We start from the raw sequence: 15,828 nt of genomic DNA, 5'->3' as shown, positions 1-15,828 counted from the left end.
ATCATTGTCCCAGGCGTTGCAGCAAGTCCGGGACGTGGACCTGATCGGATTTGTAATTGCCGGTGAGCATATACATCATGATGTTGACGCCGGTACGGAAGGCATATTCACGCTGCGTTTCGTCCTGAGGCACGGTCGGCAGAAGGGGGGTGCCGTTGTCGTCGACGGCCCATGCGCCGGCAAAGTCATTGCCGGTGATCATGATCGGGGTGACGCCGTCCGACGTCGCTGCCTGTTTGCTGTCCGAATCCGAATGATTCTCCTGGTGCGCCTCGATCCACAGCGGGCTGCCGGTGTAGCGCCCGGGAAAACTCGACAGCAGATAGAACGACTTGGTCAGCACATGATGCGACGGGACAGGCTCGAGCGCTGGAATATCGAGGTTTGCAAGGATCGCCTGCAGCCGCTCGCCGTTGGCGCTGGGTGCGCCGCTGTCGCCGATGGCGCTGAGCGCATCTCGGGTGTCGAACAGCACAGTGCCGCCGCTGCGCATGTAGGCGTCGATGCGGTTGATCGCATCGTTCGAGGGCATCGGAGCCGACGCGGATATCGGCCAGTAGATCAGCGAATAGAAGGCCAGTTCATCCCGGGCGATGTCGACGCCGATCGGCGCTCCAGGCTCGAGGGTCGTGCGGTAGGTCAGGTATTGGGAAAGCCCCTCGAGGCCGCGTTCCGAGATGTGGTCGACCTCGTTCTCTCCCGTGACGACGTAGGCGAGGTGCGTCTTGTCGAGCTGCTTGTAAATGGTTTCGTCGCCGGGCTTCTGGTCGTCGGCCCGGCTGTTGGTCGGTTGCAGGAAGGCACCGAGCGAAAAGGCGACGGCAAGCACGGCTGCTGCCTTCGCAATCGATCGTGCCGGACGGCGGACGCGCGCGAACGCGCCGTTGATAAAGAGCACGAGCAGGCTGTCGGCGAGAAGCAGCAGAAAGGCGATGAGGAAAAGCACTGGTTTGGCCGACCACGCCTTGCCGCCGATCAGGCCCTCGCGGACCACCGCCATCTCAGCCGATGCATCGAGCGGTTTCAGCTCAGCGCCGGCGGGCAGTACGTTCAAGGCGGTGAAGCCTTCTTCCGAACCGTAGAGACCGGGCGGATTGTCGAAACTCGATAGAAGCAGCCCCTTCTTGCCTGTTTCGAGGGGACGCGCATTGCCGGTCTCGCTGACGAGCACGCCCTTCGCGGTCAACAGGCGGAAGGGCGGCAGCGCTTCGGCGGTCCTTGGTGCGCTGGTCGCTGAAGTAACGCCGCCGGAGCGCGACATCTGCACGAGGCGGCGCAGCATCTCGACGAAATCGCCTGATATCGGCAGGTCGGACCACGTCGCCTCGGCGCTGACGTGGAAGAGCACGATGCGGCCGGCATTGTCGCTTTTCTCGGTGACCAACGGTGTGCCGTCGGCAAGGCTTGCCCAGGTCCGCTCGGCAAGATCCGGCGTCGGCTCGGCAAGCACCTGCCGTTTTATCAGAACGTTTGTCGGCTTCGGCATGCCGGCGAAGGGGCCGAAGGACGGGAATTCCGCAAGTGGCTGCGGCTCGGCCCAGGAAAGCGCGCCGCCGAGCGCCCGCTCACCCTGGCGCAGGATCACCGGCACCAGAGGGTCTTCGGCCGGCGCTGCGGCGAGGCGGGGCCCGGCAAAGCGGATCAGCGTGCCGCCATTGGCGATCCAGCGCTGAAGCGGCTCGTAGCTCTCCTGCGGGAGGCGGCCGATGTCGGCCATGATGATGACAGAGGGATTGCCGGCAAGCAGCTCGGTGATCGACTTGGAAAGATCGGATGCATCAGGGCGGATGAGGTCGGCATAGGGCTGGAGCGCGCGCTGGATATAGTAGAGCGGCGAGAGCAGGGGCTGGAATTCGTCCGCCGCCTGGCCCGACAGCAACCCGACGCGGCGGCGCTTGAAGCCATCGTCCAGCAGGTGCACCGAGCCGGTGGTGGCGTGCCTGTCGATGCCGATACGAGCGAAATCGTTGCGCATTTCGAAGGGTGCGGCGATCGAGCCGGTTGCGACGCGCTGGCCCGACGTGAAGTTCAGGGCGCCTGCGGCAATCGGACGGCCTTGCGTATCCTGGGCGCTCAGCGTCAGCCTCGCCGGACCATTGCTGTTCAGCCGTGTCGCCGTGACGGTCATGTCGTCGGCGGCATTGGCGGCAGTGGTGATGGCGATTGCCTCGTTGCCATCGCCTTCCAGCAATCGAAGCTCCGCCGGTCGCAGGGTCGAAAGCTGCTTTACGATATCGTCATTGTCTTTGTCCTTGCCCGGTGCCGCCACGCCATCCGACAGGAAGGCGAGCGTGCCGGGAGGCGTGTTGCCCAAGGCGGACTTCAGGGACTGAAACGCGCGCTCGCGGTCGGGCACCAGAGGTCGGGGCGCTGCCGCATGAAGTTTGTCGCGAGCGGCAGCTGCCGTCCCCGGCACGGCGTCATTCGTCTGGTCGGCGGTGAAGGCTACGATGACGGGCGTGCCTTCGGCGTCTGCATCGCCGATGAGAGCGTCCGCGGTCTGCACGCGCCGGTCCCAGTCCGGGGCGCTTGCCCAGCCGTTGTCTATGAACAGCACGAGGGGGCCACCTTCAGCAAGCGTATTGGTGCGTGGGTTGAAGACCGGATCGGCGATCGCCAGGATCACGGCTGCAGCCAGCAGCATGCGCAGCAGCGTCAGCCACCAGGGGCTTTGCGCCGGCGTTTCCTCGCGCTTCAGCACCATCGCCAGGATCTTCAGCGGAGGAAAGACCTCGGCCTTCGGAAGCGGCGGCGTCAATCTTAGCAGCCACCAGATAACCGGCAGTGCAATGAGCGCACCGAGGACGGCTGGATAGGCGAAGGCGAAGGACAGTGCGCTCATAGCTGGCCCCCGTGCGTCGCCTTGGCCGGCATGCCGGAGAGGTGCGTGTGGACGGCGACAAGCGCCTCGGAGGCCAGATGATCGGTGCGATGGGTGACAAAGCTCCAGCCGAGATGCCGCAGCGACTGGCCGAGGCTGTCGCGGCGGGCGAGATAGGCCCGCTGATAGTCTTCGCGCACGCTTTCGGCCCGGCCCGCCACCAGCTGCGATCCGGTTTCCGGATCGGTGAACTGGGTGCGGCCGCTATAGGGGAACGTCTCCTCCGCGGGGTCGGCGATCTCGACCACGTGGCCGCTGAGGCCGCGACGGGCGAGCGGCCCAAGGCGGGCCATGACGTTGTCGGCATCGTCGAGGAAATCGCCGATCAGCACGATATCGCTCCAGCCCCGGATCATCGCGGTTTCAGGCAGGCCGCCGGTGAGCGGCGTGTGCATCAACGCTGTTGCCAGCCTTTCGGCGGCATTTCGGGCAGAAATCGGCTCCATGATGCCGGGGCAGCCGATCCGCTCGCCGGAACGGGCAAGAATCTCCGCCAGTGCCAACATGATCACCAGCGCACGGCTTTCCTTCGAGGCGTTGCCATAGGTGGACTTGTACATCATTGACGGGGACATGTCGGCCCAGAGCCAGATGGTGTGCGCCGCTTCCCACTCGTGGTCGCGGATATAGGTGTGGTCGTCGCGGGCAGAGCGGCGCCAATCGATGCGCGACAGGCTTTCACCATCGGTGTAAGGCCGGAATTGCCAGAAGTTCTCGCCGATGCCGCGCTTTCGGCGGCCGTGCCAGCCGGCAATCACGGTGTTTGCGATGCGCTTGGCTTCCACAAGGCAGTCCGGCACCAATGCTGCCCGCTGCTGGGCGCGGGATAGGGCATCATTGCCGGATGTCGGGCTGACGATCTGTCCGATGGATGCCACGCGGTACGCTCTCCTTTACGCCCTAGCTATCTGATTTAGCGTCATCTTAACCGAAAAGCGCTTCACACTTTTCGAGATCACGCTCTGGCCTGCTTGACGAGCCCCGAAATCACATCACGAACGGACATGCCTTCAGCACGGGCCGCAAAGGTCAGTGCCATGCGGTGCTGCAGGATCGGCTCGGCCAGCGCGTAGACATCGTCGAGCGAGGGGGCGAGGCGTCCTTCATAGAGCGCGCGGGCACGACTGCAGAGCATCATCGCCTGTCCGGCGCGGGGGCCTGGTCCCCATGCCACATGCTTGTCGGTGCCGGCATTGCCCTGTCCGGGCCGGGCGGAGCGGACCAGCGACAGGATGGCATCGACGACGCTGTCGCTGACGGGCATCTGGCGGATCAACTTCTGAATTTCCAGCAGGCGAGGGGCGTCGATGACGGCGTGCGGCGTCGCCTCCGAGAGGCCGGTGGTTTCCAGCAGGATCTTGCGTTCGTCGGCGAGCTCCGGATAGTCGACGTCGACCTGAAGGAGGAAGCGGTCGAGCTGGGCTTCAGGAAGTGGATAGGTGCCTTCCTGCTCCAGCGGGTTCTGCGTCGCGAGCACGTGGAAGGGAGCCGGCAGGTCGAAGCGCTGGCCGGCTATGGTGACGTGATATTCCTGCATCGACTGGAGCAGCGCCGATTGCGTGCGCGGCGAGGCGCGGTTGATTTCGTCGGCCATCAGCAGCTGCGCAAATACCGGACCCTTGACGAAGCGGAAGGAGCGGCGGCCGCTCTCGTCCTGGTCCATGACTTCGGACCCGAGAATATCGGAGGGCATCAGGTCGGGGGTGAACTGCACGCGATTGGCGGCAAGGCCGAGAACGTCGCCGAGCGTCGTCACCAGCTTGGTCTTGGCGAGGCCGGGAACGCCGACGAGCAGCGCGTGACCACCGGCAAGAACCGCAAGCAGCGTGTTCTCGACGACGCTTTCCTGGCCGAAGATGACCTTCGACACTTCCTCGCGAACGGAGGCAATATCTGCGAGTGCACGTTCCGCGAGCGCGATGATGGCCTTGTCGTCGAGGCTCGCTTCAGTCGATTTCATCATGCCCATGTGCATCTCCAGCGGCTGAAAGGCGATATTGTCGATTCGCAGTTCATACACATTTGCCCCATACTCAAGCAATTTATCCCCGTTGAGATGGCTGACAAGCGCGTTTCGAATGACTATCTCGTGAGGATTGTTTGTTAAGTACAAACCGGGACGGAACAATGGCAGCCGATCAAATCAGTGCGACAGGCGATGCGGCATCTCTGGCTGCGCTGATTTCGCGCGCGGCTGAGGATACGGGCGACGGCAGAAGGGGTTTGCCACCGGTCGACAAGTGGAATCCGCCGTTTTGCGGTGATATCGACATGGAAATCCGCAGCGACGGCACCTGGTTCTACATGGGGACGCCGATCGGCCGCGCACCGCTCGTGCGGCTTTTTTCGACTGTCCTGCGCAGGGACGAAGATGGAAAGACCTATCTGGTCACGCCTGTGGAAAAGGTCGGCATCCGGGTCGTGGACGCGCCGTTCGTCGCCGTTGAAATGACTGCGAGCGTCAGCGAAGGCAAGCAGGTCCTGACTTTCCGCACCAATGTCGGCGACGTTGTCGAGGCCGGCACCGAGCACCCCCTCCGCTTCGTCGTCCATGGCGAGAACAATGAGCTGAAACCCTATCTGCATATTCGCGGCCGGCTGGAAGCGCTCGTCTCCCGCGCCGTAATGTACGATCTCATCGAACGCGGCGAGCCTATTGATATCGAAGGTGTTGCGACATTTTGCGTGCGCTCGCACGGCACGGTCTTTCCGATCATGCCGGTGGCGGAACTGGACGCGCTGGCGCAATGAGCAAGTTCCCGCTCTACTCCGCGGCAGAGTTTCGCCGCCGTGCCATGAACCAGACAGGCGGCCCGATCGAACTTGCCTGGCGCGAACATGGCGACCATGTCCTCAATCCCGAAACCATCCTGCAAGTCGAGGGGCAACGCCTTAGGGACGCCGCCGTCCTCGTGCCTGTCGTCGACGAAGGCGACGATGCCAAGGTGATTTTTACCTTGCGCACGGCGACGCTACGCCAGCATTCGGGGCAGATCGCTTTTCCGGGCGGTGCCATCGATCCGGGCGATGCATCGGCGGAGCTTGCGGCCATGCGGGAGGCCCAGGAGGAAATCGGGCTTGCCGATATCTTCGTCGAGCCAGTGGCGCGGCTGCCACACTATCTTGCCGCCACCGGTTTTCGCATCACGCCCGTGCTTGCCGTGGTCAAGCGCGGCTTCGAGTTGACACTCAATCCCACCGAAGTCGAGGACGCTTTCGAAGTGCCGCTGTCGTTTCTGATGGATCCGCACCATCATCTGCGCGACAGCATGCACTGGCGGGGAAGCACGCGCCATTTTTATCGCATGCCCTATGAGGATTGGATGATATGGGGCATCACGGCGGGCATTGTCCGCACGCTTTATGAAAGGCTTTACGCATGACCACGGTTGCCGGCGAGGGTTGGTTCAAGGACGCGGCGCTGACGAGGGTTCTCGCATTGCTGAATGCCGATGGCGGCGAGGGACGCGTGGTCGGCGGGGCTGTGCGAAACAGCTTGATGGGCCTTCCTGTTGCCGATGTCGACATCGCGACGACGCTTCTGCCGAATGCCGTCACCGAGCGCGCGATTGCCGCCGGCATAAAGGCGGTCCCGACCGGGATCGCCCACGGGACGGTGACGCTCGTCGTCGGCGGCAAGCCGTTTGAAGTCACCACGCTGCGCCGCGACGTCGAGACAGACGGCCGTCACGCCGAGGTTGCCTTCAGCACAGACTGGCAGGCGGACGCGGAGCGGCGCGACCTGACGATGAACGCGCTCTACGCGACGAGCGCCGGCGAGGTGATCGACCTGGTCGGGGGGCTGGCGGACATTGAAAAGCGGAATGTCCGCTTCATCGGCGATGCCGCGACGCGGATTGCCGAGGATCGCCTGCGGATATTGCGGTTCTTCCGCTTCTTTGCCTATTACGGCGCCGGGCGGCCGGATGCGGATGGGCTGAGGGCCTGCGCCGCGGCGCGCTCGACATTGGGCTCGCTGTCGGCCGAGCGCGTCTGGTCGGAGATGAAGAAGCTGCTTGGGGCAAAAGACCCCGGCCGCGCCTTGCTATGGATGCGCCAGGTCAGCGTGCTCACCGAAATTCTTCCCGAAACGGAGAAGTGGGGGATCGACGCCATTCCCTCGCTTGTCGCAACCGAGCAGTCGCTCGGCTGGAAGCCGGACGCTTTGCTCCGGCTCGCCGCTATCGTTCCGCCTGACGCTGAGCGACTGGCGAAGTTTGCGGAGCGGCTGCGGCTGTCGAAGACGGAAACCGCCAGGCTGCAGGCATGGGCAGCGGCGCCAGTCGTGAAGGACGACGTGTCGGAAGCTGGGCTGGACCGCCTGCTGTATCGCCATGGGGCGGAGGGAATTGCCGTGCGGCTGAAGCTGGCGCTGGCCGTTGCGCGAGGGAAGGCCGAGGACGATTTTGATGAGATGGCGCGGTCTGCCCGACTTCTGAAGTTGATTGCAGGAATAGACAGCTGGGAGAAGCCCGCCTTCCCGATCGGAGGCGCAGATGCCTTGAACTTGGGGATTCCTGCTGGACCCCGCGTCGGAGAAATCCTCGGGGCGCTCGAGCAGCAGTGGCTCGACGGAAATTTCGCGATGGACCGGGCGGCCCTACTCGCCCGGCTCAGGGAAATGGCCGGCTGACGGCCCGGAGCGCGTCGCTTCATGAACTGATTCATGCAACGCGCTTCAAGCCTTTGTTTATTAAGCGCTCAGGCGGCGCTTGCTTCGCTGCGGATGCGAGCCTTGATGTTGTCGACCATGTTCTCGCGAATAATCGTCTCTCCATGGGCAGTCTTCATGTGATCGACGGCGCGGCGAACGATTTCTGCGTCATTGTCGGCGCGCGTATGCCATGCGCAGCCCGGCACGAGGGTGCCACATTCGAACAGTCGCATGTCTATCTCCTCATTCTGTTTCAACGCGACGGGAAAATCATTTGCCGCACCTGATTTCTCAAAGCGTTCGGCGGCATGATGTTTCGGAAACGCGATAACGCCGGAAAGGTTCGGAGCCCGGCGTAGCCTCCTCTTGGCCGCCGGGCTCAATTATCGGTCAGCTGCTAGTCGGGCATCGCCCAGGCCTTGAAGCAGTCTGACGATTCGTAGTCCGAGGCTTTTCTCCGTTTGGCAGCGCGATCGAGCGCGGCACGGGCAAGGTCTGCGGGTGAACCTCCGGCAAGCTGCATTCTCACCTGCTCGATAAAGCACGAAAGCGGAAGGTCCGAGCCACTCCTGTCTTTCAGGTCCTCAGCCAAACGGGTGATGAGTTCCGGGGTGTCGACCGCCCGCGAATAGTCTTCGATATCTGGTGTTTTTGCGGCTGCGCCGCTTGTTATAGCCATGACAATCCTCCTCCGATTGATGCATGCTAACCCTGATTTAGTACTCCTTCGGAAATCTGGTAGAGCTACACGCGAATTTTACATCACGGCCAACGAACGAGCGGTGGCAGGGATGACAGGATCGCCTCGACGTTCCCGCCTGTCTTCAGACCGAATATCGTCCCCCGGTCATAAAGCAGGTTGAACTCAACATAACGGCCGCGGCGAATCAATTGTTCGTCCCGGTCTGCATCTGTCCACAGACTATTGAAATTGGAGCGCACGATCTGTGGATAGGTCTTCGAAAATGCGCGGCCGACATCCTGGACAAAAGCAAAGTCGGCATCCCAACCGCCGGCTTCCTCATTCGAATGCAGCCAGTCGAAAAATATCCCGCCGACTCCGCGGGGTTCGTTCCTGTGCTTCAGGTAGAAATACTCGTCGCACCAATCCTTGTAGCGTGCGTAGTCGGCCACGGGGTGTCGTTCGCAGGCGGCCTGCATGTTGCGATGAAAGAGGGCGGTGTCGGGGTCATCCTGCGTGCGACGACGGTCGAGCACGGGCGTCAGATCCGCTCCGCCGCCGAACCAGCGGCTAGTGGTGACGACCATGCGGGTGTTCATGTGGACCGTCGGCACGTTGGGATTGACCGGGTGGGCAATCAGGGAGATGCCCGACGCCCAGAAGCGCGGGTCTTCGCTGGCGCCCGGCATCTGCGCGCGAAAGTCGGGCGAGAATTCACCGAAGACGGTCGAGGTGTGAACTCCTACCTTCTCAAAGACACGGCCCTGCATCGTCGACATCCGACCGCCGCCGCCTTCGCCGTTTTCCCGGAGCCAATCCTTGGGCACGAAGCGGCCGGGTGGCCGATCGGAGAGGGGGCCGGATAGTTCGTCCTCCAGCGCTTCGAACCCGGCGCAGATCGTGTCGCGCAGGCTTTCGAACCAGGCGCGCGCCGCGGCTTTCTTTTCTTCGATGTCTTCCGGCAGGCCTGTCGGAAGCTGGGGTCTTTCCATGGATGATCTCCGGCATTGCAGCGGAAGCCGCGGTTGATCCTGCGGCTTCGATTTTAGCCTGTGCTTACCAGCAGATACCTGTCGCGACCAGCCCGAAGCGCTGTCCGGATTACTCCGGAAATTCGACTCGCAAATTTCAAATGCCAGTATTATCTTTGATTTTTAGGCGAGGTTTCATGACAAAAATTCCGGGACCGCCGCCCCTAGATGGGCTGAAGCGTAGAATAACCAAGTACCGCCAGGACCAGGTTGCTTCTGGGAAAGGCGACTTCGTTCGCCAGACATATTGTCTCAGCCTGCCTGACGCCCGCGCTAAGGCGCGGGAGTGGTTCGACAGTTTTCCGAAGGCGGCCTACTGGACGGAAGTCGAGAGCTGGCGCCAGATCGAAGGCGACCGCATCGAGTTCACGATGCGGCGCCTGCCCACTGCGGATTGATGCGCTGGCCCCTCAGGCGGCTTGCCGTGGGCCTTCGCAATTGATCATCCAGGATACCCCGAAACGATCGACCAGCATGCCGAAGCGCAAAGCCCAGAAGGTCGGGCCGATCGGCATGGTGATGGTGGCGCCGTCGGACAGCGCCGAGAAATAGCGGTCCGCTTCGGCCGGCGTATCAACCTGCAGCGAAACGGAAAAGCCGTATTTCTTGCCGGTTGCGCCCGGCATGTTGTCCGAGCCCATGAGCGTGGCGTTCCCGACCACCAGCCGGGCATGCATGATCTTGTCGTCCCAACCCGGCGGAACGTGACCGGCCATCTCAGGAATTCTGTGATCGATCATCATGACGATTTCGCCGCCGATGGCCTCTTTGTAGAATTCGAAAGCCTGCCGGCAGTCGCCGTCGAAAATCAGATATGGCGTCAGTTGCATAGCGTTTCCTCCGATTGCTTTGGCAACAACGGAGAATATCATGCGCGCCCGAAGTGACCAGAATATATCGGCGGCCAGACCCTATGGAATATTTCGCAGGCGGCTTTCGATCAGCAGGCCGCTTTCGTCCAGGATCGGATGGGCGACCGAGACGATATGGGCGTTGATGCGCTTCAAGTCGCGCAGCATGTCGAGATGAAGCGAACTCGTCTGCAGGCTATCCATGCGGCCGTCGCGCAGGCGCTCCAAATGTCTTTCCGACGACTGCTTTTCGAGCCGGCGAACATCGACCTTCACCTCCATCATCTGAACGGCGAGCTTGAAGTCGCGGGTGACGAGGATAGTCTGGGCGACGCGAAGATTGTCGATGGTCATGTTGAACAGGCTCTTCAACTCGCCATATCCGTCTTCCGAAAAGGTCAGGCCCTTGGTGATCTTCTTCGTCACCTGTTCGCAAAGGCCTTTCTCGATGATATCGCCGATATGCTCGAGGTTGATGGCGTAGTCGATGATGACGATAGAGCGACGACCGGTCTCCTCGTCCAGCCCTTCGCGACCAAGCTTGGAGAGATAGATCTTCACTTCCTGCTGGATATGGTCGACCCGCTTTTCGAGGGCGGCAATTTCCTTCAGCGGCGCCAGGTCGTTGTTGATGAAGGCGCTTTCGGTGCGGATCAGCATGCGTTCGATCAGATCGCCGACACCGAGCACTTCGCGAGTCGCGCTGGCGAGTGCCACGACGGGGGTATTGAGAGCCTGCTGATCGAGGAACTTCGCACCATCTTCAGTCTTGGGATCGTCGGCCACGAGACGCAGCATCAGCCTCGATATCAACGGTGAGAACGGCCATGCCACTAGCGCTAGCACGATATTGAAAAGCAGATGCGCGTCGACGGGGAGCTTGGCCGGCGATAAGGAGAGGCTTTGCAGGAATTCTCCCGCATAGCCTGCCAGGGGCAGGGCGATCAGACAGCCGACGGCACGGACGATCAGATTGCCAAGCGTCACCCGGCGAGCGGTGGCCGGGCCGGAAAGCGTTGCCATGACCGGCGGGATCGCGCCGCCGAGATTGGCACCTAGGACCAGCACGACAGCGAGCGCCGGCGAAAGGATGCCTGTCGAGGCGAGCGACAGGATCAGCACGACGACGGCAAGGCTGGAAGACGAGACGAAGGCAAGGACCGCCGAAAAGATCAACGCCACAGGGAGAGCGTCATCGAGCAGGCCGATGAAGGCTCCGAGCGCCGGCGATTCCCGCATCGGCGCGGTCGCCATGCTGAGAAGCTGCAGCGACAGCAGCATCAGGCCGATGCCGATCAGTGCGGTTCCGGCGCCTTGCTTCGTGCTGGACGAGCGACGGTAGAGCACGATGCCGATCAAGATGATGAGGGGGGAGAGCCATTCGATGCCAGTGGCGACGATCCAGGCGGTGACCGCTGTGCCGACATTGGCGCCGAGGAGGACGATCTGGGCCATTCTGGGAAGCACGAGATCGCGCTCGACGAAAGAGGCGACCATCAGCGCCGTCGCCGTGGAACTCTGCAGCGCGATCGTGGCAACGAAGCCAGAGAGGAACGAACGGCCGCCGCTACGCGTGCCGCTGGCAAGGCCTGTCCGAAGTCGTGCGCCGAACGCCCGCGAAACGCCATCCTTCACCTGTGCCAGGCCGAACAGCAGCAATGCCACGGCACCGAACAGGTTGATCATGACGATAGTAGATTCCATTTTTTCTGGTTTTTGTCCTTCTCATGCCGAAGTGCTCCGAAACTGTCGGAAGCACTGAAAAGGCATGCATTTCAGTGCTGGAAGAGGGGTGGCCACCGGAAGTCGCAAATAGCGATTTTTGCTTGCCGGCTAAATATTATATGCTCTCATTCGAAAATCGTTCAACACCATAAACGACATTTTTTAACAGGCTTTGCGCCACCCAATTCGTCGCCCACAAGGCTAACGCCAAGCCGTCTGCCGCAGCGCCTCGCCTGTTATCATTGCGACTGACATGGCGATGTTGATGGAGCGTTGGCCCTCGACCATGGGGATCAGGATGCGGCTGTCGGCTCGGTCATGGACATGGTCGGGAACGCCGGCGCTCTCGCGGCCGAAAAGCAGGACGTCGTCGCTTCGGAACGTAAAATCGGTGTAGCGTTCAGCTGCCTTTGTCGAGGCAAGGATCAGCCGGCGTCCGGTGCTGGCCCGCCAGCTCTCGAACTGTTCCCAGTTGACGTGCCGCACCAGGTCTACCGAGGCTATGTAGTCCATGCCGGCGCGTTTCAGATTGCGATCGGAGATGTCGAAGCCGGCCGGCTCTATGATGTCGACGCCAAGGCCGAGGCAGGCGGCAAGACGCAGGATCGTTCCGGTGTTGCCGGCGATATCGGGCTGGTAGAGGGCAATGCGCAAGAGGTTCATGCGTTTCGAATTAGCCGAACGCGGCAGGGAATGGAACTCCGTCATCACTCCCGCTGATGTTTCTCATCAACAGAATTGCTATCTCACGGCGCATTTCGACTTTTCAATCGGCGAAATCGCGTGTAAATAACCCATGCTCCACAACTAGAGAAAGGGAGGCTGAAATGGACACCAATTCAAACCTTCGCCCCCTTGGCGTGATGCCGTGGTAAATTTCCTGGTATCCCGGGTCGCAATTTAGCGAATTTCCCCCTTTTCGATCCACTACGCGGCTGTTGCGGCCTCGTTCTTGCGATACTCGGCTCCCATATCAGTCTGCGGCATTTGTCGCGCGGCGATGGCAGTCGAAACGTCGACGTTTCTGGAGCAATCATGTTTGGCTGGTTTGAACGGCGCCTGAACCCTTTTCCAAGCGAGGAACCCAATGTTCCGCCGCGCGGCCTGTTTGCGTTTTGCTGGCACTATACGAGGCCGGCCGCGCCCTGGCTTGTGGCGATGGCGACGCTCACCATGCTGATTGCCATCGGCGAAGTGACGCTGTTCCAGTTTCTCGGGCAGATCGTCGACTGGCTGTCGCATACCGACAAGGCGACATTCCTTCAGACCGAAGGCTGGAAGCTGTTCTGGATGGGCGCGATGGTGCTCGTCGGGCTGCCCGTCGCCGCGATCCTCGACAGCCTGATCATGCATCAGGTGCTGCTCGGCAACTATCCGATGATTGCCCGCTGGCAGATGCATCGCTTCCTGCTGCGTCACAGCATGACATTCTTTGCCAACGAGTTTGCCGGCCGCGTCGCCACCAAGGTGATGCAGACGTCGCTCGCCGTGCGCGAGGCTGTCATGAAGGTGCTCGACGTATTCGTCTACGTCGTCACCTATTTCATCACGATGATCGCTGTCGTTGCCGCGGCCGACTGGCGGCTGGTGGTTCCCATCCTGATATGGCTCGCCATCTATATCGGCATCGTCAGCTATTTCGTGCCGAAGCTTAGAAAGATCGCAGCGACCCAGGCTGATGCGCGCTCGTCGATGACTGGGCGGGTTGTCGACAGCTATACCAATATTGCAACGGTGAAGCTGTTCTCTCATGCCGGGCGCGAAGAGACCTATGCCAAGGCCGGGATGAACGAATTCCTGCAGACTGTCTATCGGCAGATGCGGTTCGTCAGCCTGTTCCAGGCATCGGTCTACGTCAACAACTGCGTGGCGCTATTCGCGATCTCGGCGATTTCGATCTTGTTCTGGCTGAACGGCGCGATCTCCATCGGCGCGATTGCCATCGCCATCGGTCTTGCCATGCGCGTCAACGGCATGTCGCAATGGATCATGTGGGAGGTCTCGGCCTTGTTCGAGAACATCGGCACGATCTATGACGGCATGGAGATGATGACCAAGCAGCACGACATCGTCGATGCGGCTTCCGCGCCTCCCATGGCCGCCAGGCAGGGTGCGATCGGCTTCGACCACATTCGCTTTCACTATGGCAAGGCCAAGGGCATCATCGAGGATCTGACGCTGAACATTCGGGCGGGCGAAAAGGTCGGCCTTGTCGGACGTTCGGGCGCCGGCAAGACGACGCTGATGAACCTGCTCCTGCGTTTCTACGAGCTGGAATCGGGCAAGATCAGCATCGACGGCCAGGATATCTCGAAGGTGACGCAGGAGAGCCTGCGGTCGCTGATCGGCGTGGTGACGCAGGACACGTCGCTGCTACACCGCTCGATCCGCGACAACATCGCCTATGGCCGGCCTGACGCCACCGATGCCGAAATCATCGAGGCTGCGCGGCGCGCCAATGCCTGGGAGTTCATCGAGGGGCTGTCGGACCTGCATGGCCGGCAGGGTCTCGATGCGCAGGTCGGCGAGCGGGGCGTCAAGCTTTCCGGCGGCCAGCGGCAGCGGGTGGCGATCGCCCGCGTGTTCCTGAAGGATGCACCGATCCTCGTTCTCGACGAGGCGACATCGGCGCTCGATTCCGAAGTCGAGGCGGCGATCCAGGAAAATCTCTTTGCGCTGATGGAAGGCAAGACCGTCATTGCCATCGCGCATCGGCTGTCGACGCTGACCGAAATGGACCGTCTCGTCGTCCTCGACAAGGGGCGCATCATCGAGACCGGCAGCCACCATGATCTCGTCGCCAATGGCGGTATCTATGCAGACCTCTGGAATCGCCAGTCCGGCGGGTTCCTCGCCGATCACTCGGAAGAGGCGGAGGCGGCCGCGGAGTGAGGGTATTGGCGATGGCTGCAATTCGCTGCGGCCATCGCAGGACGACCTTGCGGCGCGGGATATGCATAAGGCTCGCGTATCGATCCGAGGAACTTCTTCCCCCGACGCTAGTTCATTGCTGAACTGGAGGCATTGCCATGGAAGTCGCGAAGAAAGAGCTCGATATTCGAACGACACCGCACAAAACTACCAAAAGAGCTTGGGCGGTCTGCGGAGTTGCATTGATCGGACTGTCGGCTGTCGGCTGGTGGATGATGAAGCCCGCTCCCACCGCGGCCGCCAGCAGCGGCTCGGCAATTGTGCAGTCCGCGCCCTCCGCCGCGCCGCAACCGCTCAACGCAGATGGAGCGCCGAGGTCTGATTAGTGGAGTTGGGCGGATTCGAGAGCAATCGATCGCAATTGCTTGCCTCTTAACTATTGAGAACAGTTAAGAACGTTGGTATCGTCAAGCGATCGCATGGCGGAGGTTTCTTTTGATGGTGACTGTTACGATATCGTTGCCCGAAAGTCTCAAGACCTTCATGGAGGACCAGATTGCCACGAGGGGCTTCGGCAACGTCAGCGAATACGTTCGCAGTCTGCTCCGAGAGGCCCAGGCGAAGGAGAACGACGATCGCCTGCAGGAGCTATTGCTAGAAGGCCTTAGTTCCGGAAAAGGCCAAGCGGTCACCGAAGAATTCTGGAACGAATTGAAACTGGAAGCTGCCGAACTTCTTGCAAAAAGAACACCTGGAAAGAAAGCCGGGTGAGGCTCACCATTCAGCCGGCCGCTCGGGCGGACGTTCTCAAGCAGATGCAGCACTATTCGGAGGTCGGCCGTGAAGATGTGGCTGAGCGGTTCTTCAACGGCATTCGGCAATCCATCGACGAGATGATGTTATCGCCGAATGCGGGCTCTCCCAGGCAATTCGATAGCGCGGTACTTGCTGGAATGCGCTCGTGGCCAATAAAGGGCTTTGATGCTGTCCGCATCTACTACTTGGCCAATCAGGATGTTGTCACGATTGTTCGCATTTTGCATGGCAGAAGGGATGTTGAAGGCATATTCGACAGCCATGACGAAGATCTTTGATAGCTTGGCCTGAAAAGTGGCAGCAAAGAACATGACAAA

Annotated in this window: 17 protein-coding genes; 8 read left to right on the top strand and 9 right to left on the bottom strand. The window is 61.2% G+C overall.

The window, feature by feature from the left end:
* Position 1: 1 nt before the first annotated feature.
* From CPY51_RS13240 to CPY51_RS13230, 3 genes are all read right to left on the bottom strand, one after another.
* Positions 2-2,842 (bottom strand): DUF4159 domain-containing protein, encoded by a 2,841-nt coding sequence (locus tag CPY51_RS13240; protein WP_111160673.1) that lies wholly within the window; start codon positions 2,840-2,842, stop codon positions 2-4.
* Complete coding sequence (locus CPY51_RS13235) at positions 2,839-3,759, bottom strand: DUF58 domain-containing protein (RefSeq protein ID WP_111160672.1); 921 nt, start codon at positions 3,757-3,759, stop codon at positions 2,839-2,841. Before CPY51_RS13235 ends, CPY51_RS13240 begins: the two co-directional genes overlap by 4 nt.
* Before the next feature lie 77 nt (positions 3,760-3,836).
* A complete protein-coding gene (locus tag CPY51_RS13230) occupies positions 3,837-4,850 on the bottom strand; it encodes an AAA family ATPase (protein WP_111160987.1) in 1,014 nt (337 codons plus the stop codon).
* 158 nt (positions 4,851-5,008) lie between these two features.
* Here CPY51_RS13230 and CPY51_RS13225 point away from each other — a divergent pair, with 158 nt between their 5' ends.
* Genes CPY51_RS13225 through CPY51_RS13215 form a run of 3 tightly spaced genes read left to right on the top strand, consistent with a single transcriptional unit; the run spans position 5,009 to position 7,514 of the window.
* Positions 5,009-5,632 (top strand): DUF1285 domain-containing protein, encoded by a 624-nt coding sequence (locus CPY51_RS13225; RefSeq protein ID WP_111160671.1) that lies wholly within the window; start codon positions 5,009-5,011, stop codon positions 5,630-5,632.
* The gene (locus CPY51_RS13220; RefSeq protein WP_111160670.1) at positions 5,629-6,264 is read left to right on the top strand and encodes a CoA pyrophosphatase; all 636 of its coding nucleotides are present in this window, start codon (positions 5,629-5,631) and stop codon (positions 6,262-6,264) included. The genes CPY51_RS13225 and CPY51_RS13220 overlap by 4 nt, the downstream gene beginning before the upstream one ends.
* The gene (locus CPY51_RS13215; protein WP_111160669.1) at positions 6,261-7,514 is read left to right on the top strand and encodes a CCA tRNA nucleotidyltransferase; all 1,254 of its coding nucleotides are present in this window, start codon (positions 6,261-6,263) and stop codon (positions 7,512-7,514) included. The genes CPY51_RS13220 and CPY51_RS13215 overlap by 4 nt, the downstream gene beginning before the upstream one ends.
* Before the next feature lie 68 nt (positions 7,515-7,582).
* Here CPY51_RS13215 and CPY51_RS13210 read toward each other — a convergent pair whose 3' ends face one another.
* The 3 genes from CPY51_RS13210 to hemF all read right to left on the bottom strand — a co-directional run bounded on the left by CPY51_RS13210 (position 7,583) and on the right by hemF (position 9,209).
* A complete protein-coding gene (locus CPY51_RS13210) occupies positions 7,583-7,768 on the bottom strand; it encodes a DUF1059 domain-containing protein (protein WP_111160668.1) in 186 nt (61 codons plus the stop codon).
* Between the two features lie 164 nt (positions 7,769-7,932).
* Entirely contained in the window at positions 7,933-8,214 is a 282-nt protein-coding gene (locus CPY51_RS13205; protein WP_111160667.1) for a hypothetical protein, read from the bottom strand.
* Positions 8,215-8,297: 83 nt separating this feature from the next.
* Positions 8,298-9,209, bottom strand: a complete 912-nt coding sequence (hemF, locus tag CPY51_RS13200; protein WP_111160666.1) for an oxygen-dependent coproporphyrinogen oxidase — start codon at positions 9,207-9,209, stop codon at positions 8,298-8,300.
* Between the two features lie 176 nt (positions 9,210-9,385).
* On the opposite strand from hemF, the gene CPY51_RS13195 reads away from it, so the two are divergent.
* Positions 9,386-9,646, top strand: a complete 261-nt coding sequence (locus CPY51_RS13195; RefSeq protein WP_111160986.1) for a hypothetical protein — start codon at positions 9,386-9,388, stop codon at positions 9,644-9,646.
* A gap of 12 nt (positions 9,647-9,658) precedes the next feature.
* On the opposite strand, the gene CPY51_RS13190 is transcribed toward CPY51_RS13195, so the two are convergent.
* The 3 genes from CPY51_RS13190 to CPY51_RS13180 form a co-directional block, all read right to left on the bottom strand.
* A complete protein-coding gene (locus CPY51_RS13190) occupies positions 9,659-10,078 on the bottom strand; it encodes a VOC family protein (RefSeq protein ID WP_111160665.1) in 420 nt (139 codons plus the stop codon).
* Between the two features lie 81 nt (positions 10,079-10,159).
* Positions 10,160-11,803 carry a Na/Pi cotransporter family protein gene (locus CPY51_RS13185; RefSeq protein WP_111160664.1) on the bottom strand — a complete coding sequence of 548 codons (1,644 nt, stop codon included), beginning with the start codon at positions 11,801-11,803 and terminating at the stop codon, positions 10,160-10,162.
* Positions 11,804-12,025: 222 nt separating this feature from the next.
* On the bottom strand, positions 12,026-12,487 hold the full coding sequence (locus tag CPY51_RS13180) for a tRNA (cytidine(34)-2'-O)-methyltransferase (protein ID WP_111160985.1): 462 nt from the start codon (positions 12,485-12,487) through the stop codon (positions 12,026-12,028).
* 372 nt (positions 12,488-12,859) lie between these two features.
* Between CPY51_RS13180 and CPY51_RS13175 the strand changes: the two genes are divergently transcribed.
* From CPY51_RS13175 to CPY51_RS13160, 4 genes are all read left to right on the top strand, one after another.
* Positions 12,860-14,716, top strand: coding sequence for an ABC transporter ATP-binding protein (locus tag CPY51_RS13175; RefSeq protein WP_111160663.1), 1,857 nt, complete (start codon positions 12,860-12,862; stop codon positions 14,714-14,716).
* 137 nt (positions 14,717-14,853) lie between these two features.
* Positions 14,854-15,081, top strand: coding sequence for a hypothetical protein (locus tag CPY51_RS13170; RefSeq protein WP_111160662.1), 228 nt, complete (start codon positions 14,854-14,856; stop codon positions 15,079-15,081).
* A gap of 112 nt (positions 15,082-15,193) precedes the next feature.
* Positions 15,194-15,466: a ribbon-helix-helix domain-containing protein gene (locus CPY51_RS13165; RefSeq protein WP_111160661.1), complete on the top strand. Its 273-nt coding sequence runs from the start codon at positions 15,194-15,196 to the stop codon at positions 15,464-15,466.
* Positions 15,463-15,789, top strand: a complete 327-nt coding sequence (locus tag CPY51_RS13160) for a type II toxin-antitoxin system RelE/ParE family toxin (RefSeq protein ID WP_111160660.1) — start codon at positions 15,463-15,465, stop codon at positions 15,787-15,789. The genes CPY51_RS13165 and CPY51_RS13160 overlap by 4 nt, the downstream gene beginning before the upstream one ends.
* Positions 15,790-15,828: the final 39 nt, after the last annotated feature.

The organism is Arminella tubonensis (genome assembly GCF_003240585.1).
GTDB lineage: Bacteria > Pseudomonadota > Alphaproteobacteria > Rhizobiales > Rhizobiaceae > Rhizobium > Rhizobium tubonense.
Note: the sequence above shows the minus strand (reverse complement) of the source record. Positions and strands in the feature narration are given on the sequence as shown.